The sequence below is a fragment of the Actinoplanes sandaracinus genome, from assembly GCF_030009775.1.
Classification (GTDB): domain Bacteria; phylum Actinomycetota; class Actinomycetes; order Mycobacteriales; family Micromonosporaceae; genus Actinoplanes; species Actinoplanes sandaracinus.
This window is the reverse complement of the sequence record NZ_JASCTH010000065.1, coordinates 1-15630: the sequence shown is the minus strand read 5'-3', so window position 1 is coordinate 15630 and position 15630 is coordinate 1. Positions and strand designations below refer to the sequence as shown.

At 66.4% G+C, this 15630-nt stretch carries 10 protein-coding genes; 6 read left to right on the top strand and 4 right to left on the bottom strand.

Features of this window, described 5'->3' with window-relative positions; genetic code table 11:
- The first annotated feature begins 159 nt into the window (after window positions 1–159).
- Entirely contained in the window at window positions 160–726 is a 567-nt protein-coding gene (locus tag QLQ12_RS46155) for a nuclear transport factor 2 family protein (RefSeq protein ID WP_282767442.1), read from the top strand.
- Window positions 727–943: 217 nt separating this feature from the next.
- Here QLQ12_RS46155 and QLQ12_RS46150 read toward each other — a convergent pair whose 3' ends face one another.
- Window positions 944–3559 carry a tetratricopeptide repeat protein gene (locus tag QLQ12_RS46150; RefSeq protein ID WP_282767441.1) on the bottom strand — a complete coding sequence of 872 codons (2616 nt, stop codon included), beginning with the start codon at window positions 3557–3559 and terminating at the stop codon, window positions 944–946.
- Window positions 3560–3803: 244 nt separating this feature from the next.
- Here QLQ12_RS46150 and QLQ12_RS46145 point away from each other — a divergent pair, with 244 nt between their 5' ends.
- Window positions 3804–4208 carry a hypothetical protein gene (locus QLQ12_RS46145; protein WP_282767440.1) on the top strand — a complete coding sequence of 135 codons (405 nt, stop codon included), beginning with the start codon at window positions 3804–3806 and terminating at the stop codon, window positions 4206–4208.
- 125 nt (window positions 4209–4333) lie between these two features.
- Here QLQ12_RS46145 and QLQ12_RS46140 read toward each other — a convergent pair whose 3' ends face one another.
- Window positions 4334–5023 (bottom strand): PilZ domain-containing protein, encoded by a 690-nt coding sequence (locus QLQ12_RS46140; RefSeq protein ID WP_282767439.1) that lies wholly within the window; start codon window positions 5021–5023, stop codon window positions 4334–4336.
- A 396-nt stretch (window positions 5024–5419) separates the two neighbouring features.
- Window positions 5420–5788, bottom strand: coding sequence for a hypothetical protein (locus tag QLQ12_RS46135; RefSeq protein ID WP_282767438.1), 369 nt, complete (start codon window positions 5786–5788; stop codon window positions 5420–5422).
- Window positions 5789–6329: 541 nt separating this feature from the next.
- On the opposite strand from QLQ12_RS46135, the gene QLQ12_RS46130 reads away from it, so the two are divergent.
- Window positions 6330–6893, top strand: a complete 564-nt coding sequence (locus QLQ12_RS46130; RefSeq protein WP_282767437.1) for a GNAT family N-acetyltransferase — start codon at window positions 6330–6332, stop codon at window positions 6891–6893.
- Window positions 6894–6994: 101 nt separating this feature from the next.
- Here the strand turns inward: QLQ12_RS46130 and QLQ12_RS46125 are convergent, their stop codons facing one another.
- Window positions 6995–7753: a pentapeptide repeat-containing protein gene (locus QLQ12_RS46125; RefSeq protein ID WP_282767436.1), complete on the bottom strand. Its 759-nt coding sequence runs from the start codon at window positions 7751–7753 to the stop codon at window positions 6995–6997.
- Between the two features lie 432 nt (window positions 7754–8185).
- Between QLQ12_RS46125 and QLQ12_RS46120 the strand changes: the two genes are divergently transcribed.
- The 3 genes from QLQ12_RS46120 to QLQ12_RS46110 form a co-directional block, all read left to right on the top strand.
- The gene (locus QLQ12_RS46120) at window positions 8186–14338 is read left to right on the top strand and encodes an RHS repeat-associated core domain-containing protein (protein WP_282767435.1); all 6153 of its coding nucleotides are present in this window, start codon (window positions 8186–8188) and stop codon (window positions 14336–14338) included.
- 13 nt (window positions 14339–14351) lie between these two features.
- Entirely contained in the window at window positions 14352–14765 is a 414-nt protein-coding gene (locus QLQ12_RS46115; protein ID WP_282767434.1) for a type III secretion system chaperone family protein, read from the top strand.
- 248 nt (window positions 14766–15013) lie between these two features.
- Window positions 15014–15630: transposase family protein (locus tag QLQ12_RS46110; protein ID WP_282767433.1), on the top strand; the 617-nt coding region annotated here is incomplete at its 3' end.

Here is a 15630-nt window from a genome sequence, read left to right as displayed (position 1 = left end):
TGATGACCCGGATCGAGCGACACGAACAGAAAGAGCAGAACCTCCAGCAACCCGCCGGCTGCAATACCCAGCCTGCCGCACACGCCCTGGCCGCATAACCCCCGAAGAATTTACGAACCCAAGCACTTAGCCACCCTGCTTAAGGTCCGGCCGGGAACGGTGTTGGTCGGTTCCGGCCGTGGCATGGGCTCGGTAGGCGGCTCACCGGTAGGCGCAGCGGCGGGTTCATGGAGGCAGTTCTTTGTGTCGGCTCGCCCTGAGCGCCGGCACTCGCAACGGCGGCAGCTAAACTGGAGAGTGGATCTGACGCACAAGCAACTCTTCGAGCAGTACGTATACGCCGGCGCGATCACCCGGAATCCGGATGCCATCGCCGCGATGTTCACCGAAGACGGCGTGCTCGACGCGCCCTTGGTTCCCGAGGGTCATCCGCTGTACCGACGCCTGGTGGGCCGCGAGGCGATCCGGTCGGGAACCGCTGCGTATCATCAGCAATTCCCTGCGCAGGGTACGGCGAACGTGGACCTGTCCTCCGTCGTCCTGCACGACACCGCAGACCCCGACGTGTTCATCGCCGAGATCGACGTCGCCTTCGACGAGGTCAACGGCCGGCGGACGATGATGTCAATCGTGCAGATCTTCCGCCTCCGTGACGGGCGGATCGCCATGCTCCGCGACTACTTCGCGGAGCTGCCGGCCGTCGCCTCCGACGCGAACGCGACCTGATCGTTGGGGTCGGGCGGCCGGTCTCCATGGTGACGTGGAGACCGGTCGCCCGACCCTTCCGCCCACGGTCGTGCATCGTCGAACGTACCGGCGGGAGAGTGGAACAGACGTCGCAAGCCAACGGGGAGCTGATGTCGGTCACCTGGGCGGTAATGGAGCCCTCTCCCGGTCTCCCGCACAGAAGTGGCCTTTCCTGAAGGCGCCTCCGGCAACATCGCTATTGCTGTTCGGAGCCGGCCGCGGTGAGGTCCAGAGCGGTGAGGTGAGCACGGATCCGGTCGGCTTCGGGCAGGCCGAGATCGGTGTAGAGGGCGAAGGCCTGTTGGTAGCGCTCGCGGGCAAGGGCCGGGTTGCCGAGGGCGTGATGGGCGTCGCCGATGCCGGTGAGGGCGCGGGCCTGCTGGTGACGGTCGGCGGTGTCGACCGCGATGATGTGGGCCGCTCGGTGGTGGGCGAGGCTGTCGCCGGGGCGGCCAGCGGCGAGGGCCACCTCACCGAGACCGTTGAGAGCCCAGGTCTGACCGTGGCGTCCGCCAGTCTCGCGGTGTAGGGCCAGTGCCCGCTGGTAGTGCTCGGTGGCTTGGTTTGGTTGCCCGAGGCGGATCTGAAGCGTGCCGAGGCTGTCGTGAGCCCATGCCTGGCCGGTGCGGTTGCCGAGCTGGCGGAACAGTCTCAGGGCTTGCTGGAGGTGGCCGGTGGCCGGCTCGTAACGGCCCGATAGCAGTTCGGCCACGCCGAGGTTGCACAGGGAGCGGGCTTCTCCGCCGCGGTCGTGGAGGTCCCGGCAGATGGTCAACGCACGTTCGTGGTGGTTGCGGGCCGCCTGGTAACGACCCAGGCGGACGTGGATGATGCCGAGGTCGTCCAGCGTGGAGGCTTCGCCGGTGCGGTCTTGGGCACGCCGGCGCAGGATCAGGGCTTGCTGATGATGTTCGGTGGCCGGCCAGTAGTGACCGAGCCGCTCCGCGACGGCGCCGAGGTTCGCCAGGGCACGGGCCTGCCCGATAGAGGAGTCAGTTCGCTGAAACAGATGTAGGGCCTGCTGGAGGTACTCGGTGGCCGGCCCGTATCGGCCCATGGTGAGGTGGGTCGCGCCGAGGTTGGTCAGGGCGTCGGCCTGTCCCACCGGATCGCCGGTGCGGTGGGCGGCGTCGAGGGCGTGGGCGTGGATGGTCAGGGCGTCGGCGTGGTGTCTGCCGTCGAGGTAGCGGTACAGGGTGGTGGTCAGTCCGGTGGTGTGGTGGGGCCAGCCGTGCTTGGCGGTGTGCGCGGCCACGGCGACCAAGGTGGGTCGTTCGGTGTCCAGCCAGCTGCGAGCATTCGCCGCGCTTCCCAGCGTGGGGGTGAGGTTGCCGGCGGGCGGGATTCTCGGTCTGCGGTGTTTCTCGGCTGGGTACAGGGCATCCATGGCGGCGGCGGTGGTGACGAGGTAGTAGTCGAACAGCCGGGTGAGGGCGGCACGGCGCTCAGGGGGCCGGTCCTCGTCGCTGGCCCGGCCGGTGGCGTAGGCGCGGACCAGGTCGTGCAGGGTATATCGGTCTGCTCTGGTCTGCTGCAGCAGATGGTTGCCGTACAGGTTCTGCAGATGCGTCTGGGCGACGGCGACGTCGGTGTCGCACAGGGCAGCGGCGGCATAGGCGTCGAGGTCCTGGCCGGGGTGTAAGGCCGCCAGGCGCAGCAGTCGCCGCTGGTCGGTGGGGAGGTGCTGGTAGGACAGGGCGAGAGCGAGTTCGACGCCGGTGTCCAGGCGCCGCTGGTGGTGGCGTTCGTCGAGCCGGTCGGCATGGTCGGTCAACGTCCAGCCGGGTGTGCCGCGGATGTGCCCGGTAGTCAGGCTCAGGGCCAGGGGCAGGTAGCCGCAGCGCCGGGCGATCCGGGACGCGGCGTGCGGATCAGGGCCGACGGGAGTTTCGGGTACGGCCCGGGTGAGGAATGCCAGGGCATCGTCGGGGATGAACACGTCCACAGACAGGTGGACCGCGGGGTGCAGGTCGGCCAGGCTGCGCCGGCTGGTGACCAAGGTGAGACAGCTCGGGGTGTTCGGCAGCAGCGGGCGGACCTGTGCGGTGGTGGCGGCGTTGTCCAGCACCACCAGGGTCCGGGTGCCGGCGAGGCGGTCGCGGTAGGCGGCGGCGCGCGCGTCGAGATCGTGCGGGATCTGCTGGCCGGGCATCCCGAGCAGGCGCAGGAACCCGTCCAGGACCGCGGCTGGGTCGGCCGGCGGCTGGGCCGGGTCGGGGTCGAAGCCGCGCAGATTGACGAACAACACCCGCTCGGCCGCCTTCTCCCGGATCAGCAGGTACCCGGCGTGGACGGCGAGTCGGGTCTTGCCGACCCCGGCCATCCCCTCGATCGCCGAGATCACCACCGCCTCCCCGGCTCGTGCCGCGTGGCGCAGCCGGTCGAGTTCGCCGCTGCGGCCGGTGAATCCGGCCAGATCCTGCGGCAGACTGTCCTGTACCCAAACCTGCGACGCCGCCTCGATCTCCCCGCCGATCACGCGCAGCGCCTGTCGCCAGGCCGTCACATACCCGGTGTCGGGGTGCAGCGCCTGGACCACGGCGACCAGCAGGTCGATGTCCAACCGTCGCCGGCCGGGCTTGAAGCAATACGCGATGGTGGACCTGCGCGTCAGCTCACCGGCCGGCCTTCCGGCCGCGGTCCAGGCCGCGTTGACCCGGTCCTTGATCGTCTCGTAGGAGGGATCACCGGCCCAGACCTTCAGCCGGCGCAGCCGGTCGACGAGATCGGCAGGGCTATTCGCCTGCCCCGGGTCGGGCAATGTCGTGAACACCTCTGCCGGCGTGGCCACCGGGTCCCCTGACAGCGGCATCGCCTACCCCCGTGATCCGGGTCGATGTCTCAGTGTTCGAGGCTAGCGACCCCATCACCAACGGTGGTCACCCATCAGACACTTCACGCCATCTGTCCTATAACGGGCCCATCGGTGATGGCGTCGAGGGCCGGCGTCCAAATTCGTCCAAAGTTCTTCCTCCCCGGACATCGAGGCCTGACGCTGGGACGGACCACACGCAACGTCAAGAAGGGCAACCTCGATGCACAGGAGAAGGCACATCATGAGGCGGTTCGCCGGCGTGGCCGTGGCCGCCCTGGCCGCCACGCTGCTGGCGGAGCAGCCGGCCACCGCGTCCGCGATGGCCGACAGGTCGTGCTGGGTCTCGGCCAGCAACAAATGGGGGTGCAATACCGCGTCGATCTGGGTCGGCAGCGGCGCGAACCCGCATTTCGCCACACTGGGCATCCCCCCGTCGGCACCAGACCTGCCGTCCGATGAACAGGACCCGATCAACTCGTTCGTCGTCATCCGGAACGTCAACACCGGCGTGGAACTGCTCCGCGACGTGAAGTTCCACGGGGCCGAACACAACAGGTGGGATGTGGGCTGGCCGCCCGCGAACTACCGGGCCGAACTGCACTGCCCGTACGGGTGCGCTGGAGCCCAGCTCTACTTCGACAACTGACACGTGGCCCCAACGGCGCGGGATCGCTCGGGGGGTCCCGCGCGCCAGGCTGATCAACTAGCCGGACGGTGAGGCGAGACGGTCGTGCCGGTCGGCCTGTTCCCACCGCGCGACGTCCGGTCGCTCTAGCCGGCCCCGGATTTGCGTTTCCGGGCCGCGGCCTTGCGCTGAGCGCCGGCCAGGAACGAGGCCAGTCGTTCTTCGGTGCCGGTGTCGACGTCGACGAACCGCAGACGGGCGTCGCCGGGCTCGTGGCCGACGTCAGCCACCAGGGCGGAGAACCGGGCGAGCCCGTCGGGGAACTGGCACTCAACGACAAGATGTTCACCGACGACGATTTCCTCGGCGAGTTGACGAATGGCCGGCCCGTCGATCTGGGAGAGGTCCACGGTCAGATGGGTGCCGCCGACGGAGATGTCCTCGGTATGGGCGGGGACCATACGTCCGGAGGGCAGGATGATCACCACCGGGACCTGCACCTCGACGCGGACTCCGAGGCGGCGCTGGATACGGGTGACCGACTCGTCGACGCGCAGGTACACACCGCGGGCCGCTCCCATCGGGGTGTCGACGATGGTGCCGGCGACGTACGCGCCGAGGCCGTTCTGGGTCCACTGGATCTCGGCGATACTGCCCGGTGCGACACGGACGCCGGGAAGCTCCAGGCCGAGCAGGTCCCCGGGATGCCGGGTCACCTTGCAACTGCGGGCCGCACCGCCGTTGATCGACACATACACGCTGGGTACGCGCCATGGCAGCGGCTGTTCCTGAACCACGTCGAGGTCTTCGTATCGTCCTGCCCTTGGCTGGGTCATCGCCGGTGGCCCTCCATGATGTCGGCAGGTCCTTCATTGACCTGCTTACACCATGGGCCGGGCGCGTGCGGGCCGATACGCGAAGTTCCCCCGGAGCGCCCTCAGCGAGCACGATGGCTGGGGTCGATGTCGGGGTTCGCCGCTGGAGCGACAGCGCTCTGCGTCGTCAATCCTTGGTGATGGCCGTGATCGGTGCGCCATGGAGAGTGGTGATGGTGTCGTGGTCGGCACGTCCGGCCAGACCCGCGAGAAGAGGCGTGCTGACCGACGGTCCGTGCTGCGACTTTCCGTGGTGCGGGCATCAATCAGTTCACTGACTCGGCCACCCGTTATTCCGATATTCTCTCGGAAAGACCAGGTGGTCGTCTCATTTCAGCGGCTCAATAGAGCGAAAGCTCAGAGATCGGTGCGCCAGGCCTCGCAGGAGGATGCCTCACACATGCGCCAGCGTGTGACGACGCCACCGTCATAGGTGTACTCGCTGCCGCATCCGGACTCGTGGCCGTTGGCGTCGCCTACGTGGTCGGAGCCGCCGCGGTTCGTCCGGTATTCGATACGCACGCCGCGTTTGTCGGCCTGAAGGTCACACAACGTGAGGTAATTGTGGCTTCCGTTGACCTGGCCCTGGTTGCCGCTGTAGCTGCTGTAGGTGAAGTGCGCCTGGGCGGGGGTCGAGTAAAGGGCGACGGCGATCGCGGCGGCACCGATTGTCAGAACCCGCTTGGTAAATGTCCGCAAAGGACTGATGCTCCCGTGAAAGAACATAGAAAAATGCGCAGGTCCCGATGCCGCAGACCGTGATCGGGTCCGCCCGGCAAGGCCGCACACGGGAGTGGTTTCCGCAAGGTGCGAGTGGCATTGACCCCATAAGTGAGGAGGCCGGCGATGAGGTCGGTCTGTTGCCGGCAGGCGTGGAGTCGTGGTCGGTCGACGCCGTGGACGGCGATGTTGGCGATGCCGCGTTGGGCCCAGGGCCAGACGCCCTCCGCTTGATGTCGCTGTGGCCCGTTCGTAGGTGATCGGGGATCGCTGACCGAGTCCCGAGAGGCGGCGGATGGTGTTGTGGCGCCGCAGCCAGCCAAAGCGGGTGAGTCCCCGCGTTCGTCGGTGAGCGGACGGCGGCCGTGCAGGGTCGCGGATGATCATCGTGGACGATCGTGCCGTGCCATGGGCAATTGTCTCTCCTGTTCAAGGCACTAGTCACGACCAGCCACAGCCACTCCGGCATCGGGCGCATCGCCGATGGTGTCCACGTTGCGGTGACATGATCTGATGAACCTCGCCGCGTCCAGCAAGAAGGGGCTACATGAGCCAGCTATCGATGCTGTCCGCCGTCGAGATCGCAACGGACCGGGTGCTGCTGCGCAAGGCCCGCGACGCCGATCGAGAAAGGCTCATCGAGTTGCAGACCGACCCGCAGGTCTGGGGCTACCTCGGCGGCCCGCGTCTGCGGGAGACTGTCGAGCAGCGCCTTGACGAGATCGGCGGCGCAGCCAACGCGACCCCAAATCCCGGTGGCTTCGTCATCGCCGACAAGGCCACCGACGACCTCATCGGAACCGTGGAGCTCAAACGCCGGGCCGCTGAGCTCCCCGGCCACGTCACCGAAGGCGGCGAAGAACTGGAACTGGGTTACCTGCTGCGGCCCGACGCGTGGGGCGCCGGCCTGGCGTTCGAGGCCACCATCGCCGCGTTGCGCGCTGCTGCAGATGAACTCCCCGACCAGCCGGTCATCCTCGTGACCCAGACAGCCAACGCGCGCTCGCTCAGACTCGCGGCCCGCCTGGGATTCCAGCCGGTCAGCACCTTCAGAGAGTACGACGCCGAACAGACCTTGGCCCTGGCCAGCCTTCACTCATTCAAAGCCTGAACGGCGAACCATTACCCCGAACCGCCACGGACCGTCAACCGGATGCCTGCACGTGGCGGTCGACACCTATTTGTGCAGCGTGGGGGAGTTCGTGACCGGGTTCATCGATGCAGTCCGATCACACCGTCGGTTACGGCCATGTCAAGGTTGTTGATACCGTCGGTCTGGGCTCCCGTCAGGTCGGCGAAGCTAAGGTCAGCTCCGCGCAAGAACGCCTCGTTGCCGGTATCGAACCGGCCAACATTGGCGTTCTTGAGGATGCTGTCGACCAGATGCGCCCCTCGAAGGTCGGCCCCTTCCAGCCTGGCGCCCCACAGATTGACCGCATCCAGCCTCGCTCCGCGCAGGTTTGCTCGTCGGAGATCCGTGCGTGATAGATCGAGAAGGCCCGGCTGCAGCGAGGAGACGCGCTCGTCGGCCAGGGGCGAGCGGCACAGGACGGTCAAGGCGGCCTGAACATCCGGCGCTCGCAACTGCATGATCGGAACATACCCACCGTTTCCCACGCTCGTTACGGGTAAACGGCCCCGAACAAAAGCAGCAAGCGTATCAACGATGTGTTGGCGATCGTCCGGGGAATCCCGAGCGATCCGCTCCACGGCAAAGATTCCGCCCATGCGGACATGGGTGCTCTCGCTTCCCAACTGCCCGATCGCTCTCGTAAATCGATCAGTGACCTGGGCGGAGAACGCTAGTTCGTTCTGGCGACCCTGATACTCCCGCTGTAGGCGGAGTACCTGTCCCTGCCGTCGATAATTCAGCACTCCAACAACAAATGTTGCCCACGCTCCAATTATGGCTACGACCAGTGCTGTGAAGCCTTCGGACGAGAAAAAAGGAGCACCCAGGCTGGCAGTCACGTAAACTCCCGAAGTCACCCGACCTGATGGGTCAAGAGTAGGTCAAGGGTACGCAGTGGCCAGGTCCTTGCGCTGTCGGATTGCCGCCCAGCGGAAAGCTCGCGCACCGTCATCGGCTATGTCCGGACTTCAGTAACAAGGTGATAAGACGGATAAAACAAGAACTGGTGAAACATTATTTGGTTTAGCCGTTTTTGTGATTTATGTTTGAGATAACGATTGTCAATTCATTGCGGTTCGCGACTCGTGTGAACGTGATCCTCGCCACATAGATGATCTTTAGCGTCATCACGATCGTTATAGTGCCCTCGTTTCATCAATGGGGGAACGTACAGAAAGTTCGTGATGGAATCTCAAACTTCAGGGCGGGGTTGCGTCCGCTGGTTCGATGCGGTCCTTCGAGGGCCTTCAGGACAGACACTGTCCGCCGGCTTGGTTCTGGCGCTGACCGCGACGCTGCTCGATGTGGCAAAGCCTCGACCAGCCATTGCAGCGCCGACTACGGCGCAGCAGGGTGCGGAGCAGGCACTGGAGCGTCCGGATGAGGCGGCGGCGCTGGTTACCGCGCGGCTGACCGGTAAGCGGGTGCGGATCAGCGGGTTGACGTCGGAGACATCGGAGTTCTTCGCGCTGCCGGAGGGCCAGGTCGAGGCGACGGTGGCGGCGGGCGTGGTGCGGGTGCGCCGCGACGGCGGCTGGGTACCCGTCGACCTGACGCTGCGCCCGCAGGCGGACGGATCGGTGGCTCCGGCTGCACATCCGCTCGAGGTGAAAGTCTCCGGCGTCCGGGCGGCGTCGCCGTCGGGTGAGCTGGCATCGGTGGGCACGGGCACGGACCGAGTGGCGCTGGGCTGGCAGGGCGCGCTGCCCCCGCCGCTGCTGAACGGAAACAAGGCGACCTACCGCGACGTGCTGCCGGACACCGACCTGGTGGTAGAAGCCACCCGTTCGGGTTTCGAGCAGTTCGTGGTGGCCAAGTCGCCTGCGGCGGTGCCGCACCTGGATGAGGTACTGGTGCCGTTGTCGGGCACGCGGGTGGCCGCGGTCGACGAGGACGCCACCGGCAGCCTGGCTGTCGAGGACTCGGCGGGACGTAAGGTCGCGTCGGTGCCGACCCCGTTGATGTGGGATGCGCAGCTGGCACCGAACGGGGAGAGCCCGGCCCGGGTGACGCAGGTCGAGGTCACCGCCGAGCAGCCGAAGACAAAGTCGAAGGCGAAGGCGTCGGCCAAGAACGCGACTCCTGCTCCGGCCGGCCCCGCCACGTTGAAGCTGACGCCGGATGTGAAGTGGCTGACCGATCCGGCGACGAAGTATCCGGTGACGATCGACCCGCAGATCAACAAGCTGCTGACCACGTTCGACACCACCGTCAGTGAGAGGTCGACGGCGGACCAGGGCGGGGCGGACTACCTGCGGCTGGGTGTCACCACCGAGGCCACCCCGAAGAAGTCCCGTTCGTTCGTGCAGTGGGACAGCAGCGCGCTGCGCGGTAAGCAGATCACCGCGGCGAGTGCTCACTTCTACAACTGGTACTCGACCACGTGTGCGCAGACGCCGTGGGAGATCTGGACCACCGACCCCGCCAACGCGGACACCCGGTGGGCGAACCAGCCGAAGTGGCTGACCAAGGAAGCCACCTCCACGCAGACCAAGGGTCTCAACACGACCTGTGGTGACGGCTGGGTGTCGATCGACGCGAAGAACTTCTTCCAGCGTGCCGCGACCGGAAACGCCAACCGGGCCCACATGGGTATCCGCGCCGCGAACGAGGCCGACAAGAGCCAGTGGAAAGAGTTCCGCTCCCGCAACGCCGACAACACCGCTCAGGTGCCGTACGCGAAGGTCACCTACAACTCGTACCCCACCATCGGCGCACGGTCGACGCTGCCGAGCGTACCGTGTGTATCCGGCGGTCACCGGCCGTACATCAACACCGAGACACCGCAGCTCAAGGCCGTGGTGTCCGACCCTGACGGCAGCAAGGTCAAGGCGTCCTTCGAGTGGTTCGCCATCGACAACGCCGGCAACGTCAACAAAATTGGTGGAACGACCACCGGACTGGCAGCGTCCGGCTCGACGCTGACCGCGGCCATCCCGGCCGGAGTGTTGAAGAACAACAGCTCTTATGCGTGGCGGGTCATGACCAACGACGGCACGGTGGACAGCGCTTGGTCGTCGTTCTGTGACTTCACCGTCGACAAGGACGCCCCCGGCATCGCGCCGGCCGTCACTTCGACCGCGTACCCGGCCGGCACGTGGGGCGGCGCCGCCAACAAGGCCGGCGACTTCACCTTCAACGCTGCGGGCGTCGGCGATGCTGCGGCCTTCGAGTACGGGCTGGACGTCAACCCGCCGACGCAGCGCGTCAACGCCGCGAACCTCGGCGGTACGGCGACAGCCAACATCGTCCCGGGCTCGGACGGCCCGCACACCCTGTTCGTGCGTTCGGTCGACCGGGCGGGCAACCGGTCCCCGGTGGCCAAGTACGAGTTCCAGGTCGGTGCGGGCGCGGTGACAAAGCCCGCCAACGGTGACCTCATCGCGGGATTGACCACCCTGGAAGGCGCCGGTAAGAGCGACGCCGCCGGCGTGGAGTACCAGTGGCGCCGCGGTGACGCCGACGGCTGGCAGAACGTCCCGCAGGCGCACGTGGCGCTGACCGAAGGCGGCGGGGCCGTGACATGGCCGCTGCCCGCTACCGGCGGTAAGCCGGCGCGGCTGAACTGGGACGTGGCCCGGACCCTCAACGACGCCGAGGCCGGCCCCGACCCGCTGGACGGCCCCGTGCAGCTGCGGGCGGTGTTCACCGGAGCGGGTGCCGGGACGTCGAGCACGGTGAAGTTCAACTTCGACCGTGACCGGGCGTCCGCAGCGAGCCAGGAGATCGGCCCCGGGTCGGTGAACCTGCTGACCGGCAACTTCACGGTGTCGGACTCCGACGTGTCGGTGGACGCCTTCGGTAGCGACCTGACGCTGTCGCGGACCTACACCTCCCGGCAGGCCGGCAAGGTCGACGCCATGTTCGGTCCCGGCTGGACCTCCGCCGTCGTTGTCGACGAGGCCGAGTCTCCGTACACCGCTCTGACGGTGACCGGGTCGCTGGTGCAGGTCGGCCTGCCCGAGGGTGACAGCGTCGGCTTCGCCCGCGACAGGACCACCGCGACCGGTGCCACCTTCGAGTCCGAGCTCGGTGCCGAAGATCTGACGCTGACATACACCAGTGCCGGGGACCGGTACACCCTCAAGAATGTCGACGGCACCGTGGTGACCTTCACCCGGTCCGGCGACACCCCCGCCGGGCAATACCTGCCCACAGGGGTCGACCTTCCCGGGAGCGGACAGTCCACGACCCTGTCGTGGGAGAAGGTCACCCTGGACGGCGCTACGGTGATGCGTCCGACCCGCATGCTGGCCCCGGCCCCGGCCGGCGTCGACTGCAGCAACGGTGTCGTCAAGGGCTGCCGTGCGCTGAACTTCCACTACGCGACTGCCACCACCGCCTCCGGCGCCGAGGCAGGCCAGTTCGGCGACTACACCAACCGGCTGCGGGAAGTGACCTTCACGGCCTTCGACCCGGGCGCCGACAAGATGGCCACCGTGGCCCTGGCCCGCTACGACTACGACAACACCGGCCGGCTGCGCTCGGTATGGGATCCGCGGCTGGACTACGACAACGGCAAACACCTCGCCGACACCTACCGCTACGACGGCGCCGGTGGGGTGCTGTCCGAGCTGCGCCCGGCCGGGCAGGAGCCGTGGCAGTTGTTCTACAGCCAGATTCCCGGTGACCCGGGTGTCGGCCGTCTGCATCAGGTCAAGCGGTCGGCGCTGGGCGCCGGTACGGCGGTGTACTCGCTGGCATATCAGGTCCCGACTGCCGGTAATGGTGCGCCTTACACGCTGTCTGCCGAGTTGACCCGCCGGTGGGGCCAGACCGTGCACCCGGTCGAGGCCACCGCCGTGTTCGGCCCCGACCAGATTCCGGACGGGAACCTGTCCGAAGGTAAGCTGCCCAGCTCCTACGAGCGTGCCGACATCACCTACGTCGACGCCAACGGCCGCAAGGTCAACACCGCCGCTCCCGGTGACTACCTCACCGCGACCTGGTACGACAAGTGGGGCAACATCGTCCGTGAACTCGGCGCGGGGAACCTGCGCCGTGCTCTGGACGCTGCCGGCAATGACAGCGCCGAGCAGGAGGCCCAGGCCGCATACGAGCTGTCGACGCTCAACGTGTACTCCGCCGACGGCCAGCAGCTGCGCGACACCTACGGCCCCGAACACGAAGTCGTCACCCCCGGACCCTGGCTGCGCGGCCGCCAACACACCGCGACCCGCTACGACGAAGGCGCACCCACCGACGGCGGGCCCTTCAACCTGCCCACCACCGTGACGACCTCGCTGTCGTTCACCGACGACCGCGGCACCCAGGAGATCGAACCCCGGGTCACCAAAACCGGGTACGACTGGAAACTGCGCCAGCCCACCAGCAGCACGGTGGGCCCGGACTGGCCGAACCTGACCACCCGGACCCGCTACAACGAGGCCGGTCTGGTCGTGGCCACCACCGCACCGCGCGGCGGCGACAGCGGGGACACCCCGTCCACCCGCAAGACGATCTACTATCAGGCCGGCGCGGGATCCGGACGCGGCGAGTGCGACAACAAGCCGCACTGGGCGAACCTGCCCTGCCGGGTGGAATCCGGCGGACAGTCGGACAGCGGACCGGCCCTGCCGGCGACTGTGACCACCTACGACATGTTCAACCAGCCGGTCACCGAGGTCGAGAAGGCCGGCGACACGGTGCTGCGGACCAAACGCTTCAGCTATGACGGTGCCGGTCGCATCCAGGAGACGGCCGTTACGGGGCTCGGCACGCCCGTCCCGGTCGAACGCAACGTCTATGACGCGGCTACGGGCGTTCTCGTGCGGACCCAGTCCGTCGTGGACGGGAAAGTGACCGGCGAGGTCGTGCGTGAGCATGACGCTCTCGGCCGGCAGATCGGCTACACCGACGCCGACGGCAACCGTTCCACCACCGGCTACGACCTGCTCGGCCGCGTGGTCACCACCAGCAACGGCAAGGGCACGCGCAGCTATGGCTTCGACGCCGGCAACGAGCGCCGCGGCCTGCTCACCAGCATCACCGACAGTCTCGCCGGCGGCACCTTCACCGCACGCCATGACGCCGACGGCGCTGTCGTGGCCGAGACCTGGCCCAACGGTATGACGGTCACCCATGAGTACGACGAGACCGGCACCGAGCGGGCGATCAACTACGAGCGCCCTGGCTGCGGGCGGGACGACTGCAGCGTCTACTACGACATCGCCCGTAACAACGTCCATGGTCAGAAACGCTGGACCGACGATCCCTTCGCCACCCAGGTCTTCTCCTACGACCCTGCCGGGCGGCTGTTCTACACCACCGTCACCGGCAGAGGCGACGGCATCTGCGACATCCGCAAGTACGACCTCGACAAAGCCAGCAACCGCACCAAGAAGCACACCTACCGCAGCGACAGCTCGGACTGCCTCGTCGAGAACCCGACCGGATCAACCAGCTATAGCTACGACAGTGCTGACCGCATCACCGGCGGCTACACCTACGACGCTCTCGGACGCACCACCGTCCTGCCGGCAGCCGACACCGCCAACCCCAACGGCGGTAACGTCACCCTCGACTACCACACCACCGACCTGGTCAAGAGCATCACCCAAGCCGGGCGGACCACCAACTACACCCTCGACGTCACCGGCGAACGCATCCGCTCCTGGACCGACACCACCGCCGGCAACGTCACCCGCACCCACCACTACGACGACGACACCGACAACCCCACCTGGACCGACGAAGGCAACAACACCTACACCACCGCCATCGCCGGCATCACCGACATGGCCGGCATCGCCAGTAACAACGGCATCAACTGGCAGATCAGCAACCTCCACGGCGACATCACCGCCACCATCACCAACAACGACGCCGGCCTCACCACGACTAGTAGCACCGACGAATACGGCAACCCCGCTGACTCCGACAAGATCGGCCAACAGCGCTACGGGTGGTTGGGCGTCAAACAACGCGCGGCCGATACCCCCACCGGCATCATCCTCATGGGTGTCCGGCTCTACAACCCCACCACCGGCAGATTCCTGCAGGTCGATCCGGTCTACGGCGGAAGTTGTAACGCCTATGACTACGCCTGCGCCGACCCGACCAACAAGCAGGACATCACCGGCAAATGGATCGGTATCGCGCTGAGGGGTGCAGCGGCCGCCTGCAAGTTGGGCCGCAGCTGGTGCGCACGCAGTGCCAAGTACGTCGGCAGGAAGTCGTGGGACGGTCTCAAGTACGTTGGAAGAAAGATCCAGAAGAACAACTACTTCCGTATCGGCAAGGGGGGCGGCCCCCCTCAATACAACCTGTTCAGATTCTCTGCGGGGCCCTCTAAAAAGCACTGGAGGAGGCTCAGCCCTCGGAAGCAGTGGGTTTTCCGCTATCACGTCCACGTCGATCGCCGGTACGGCGGCTGGTCGAACTGGTACCGGGGTACCGGGCGAGACTGGTGGAAGCGTTGGTAGAGAGGACTGATCGGTGATGCCAGATTCAGCAGATGAACTAGATTTCACCGAAATTAGCGAAACCGCGATGCGGATAAGTAAAACCAACCGCCTCTCGGTCACGTCGCACGAACACGACGGAATCCTGCACATAAAAATTCAGCCGCACAGGAAAGGTGACGAGGAGGGAGAGCGCCGTGAGGTAGTTCTTTCAACACCCGGCACGGGCATCTTCGTCCTCACCTTTGACGGCCAATGGTCCACGCACCTTGCAGCCTACGATCGAGAAGAGCAGATTGAGACGGTGGAGGAGGCGATCGTCATAGCGCGGACATACCTGGAGGGTGCAGGTGTAAGCCAAGCGGTGAGACGTCTATTTCTGCCGGACAAGAAAGTAATGGTTCTTGAAGTAAACGGGGAAAAAATAGTCTTGAACGACGAGTCATAAAAGGTACCGAGTAGCTTAACAAGGCGCTCGGCTGGGGTTATCCCAGCCGAGCGCCTCTCGCGTAATAAGCTAAGAATCCCGCCGGGCGCTCGGCGGGGATAACCCCAGTGAGCTGATCTCAGCGACGCGAATGTGTTGATTGGTGCGACACGGGCGAAGGCGGCGAGATCGGACGGTGCTGGAAAGGGGCGCGGAGCCCTCGGTAGGGAGTTCTCACCACAAGATCACCTACACGGTGAGGACTCCGCGTGATCGCATACCGTGCCATGATCGACGTTCCCAGGGAACTCGTGCAGTACCTCGGCCGGCTGCTCGCCGCTGAACGCCGAACCCGGGGAACCCGGCGTGACACCCGCGCCTTGACCTGCTTCTACCAAGCACTTCTCGTACTCATCTGGTTCCGCAAAGCCGAAGACCTCACCCTGCTGGGCGCCGGATTCGGTGTCTCTCGGGCCACCGCGTACCGCTACCGCGACGAAGGCGTCGCCGTACTCGCCGCCCAGGCAACCGACCTGCACACCGCCCTGAAACGGGTCGCCGACAACGGCTGGTCGTACGTCATCCTCGACGGCAAGCTGTTCGACGGCGACCGACTGACCGAGACCACCCTGCCGGTCAAAGGCGAGACCATCGACGCCTGGTATTCCGGCAAGCACCGTGACTTCGGCGCGAACATCCAAGCCGTCATGCGCCCGCACGGCCTGCCGATCTGGACCTCCGCGGCGATGCCCGGGCACTTGCACGACACCAACTGCGCCCGCGAACCCGGCGTCACCGCCGCGCTGAACTGGCCCGCCGCCGAGCTGAACCTGCCCGCCTTGGCCGACTCCGGCTACGAAAGCGCAGGCCACGGCATCAAGACCCC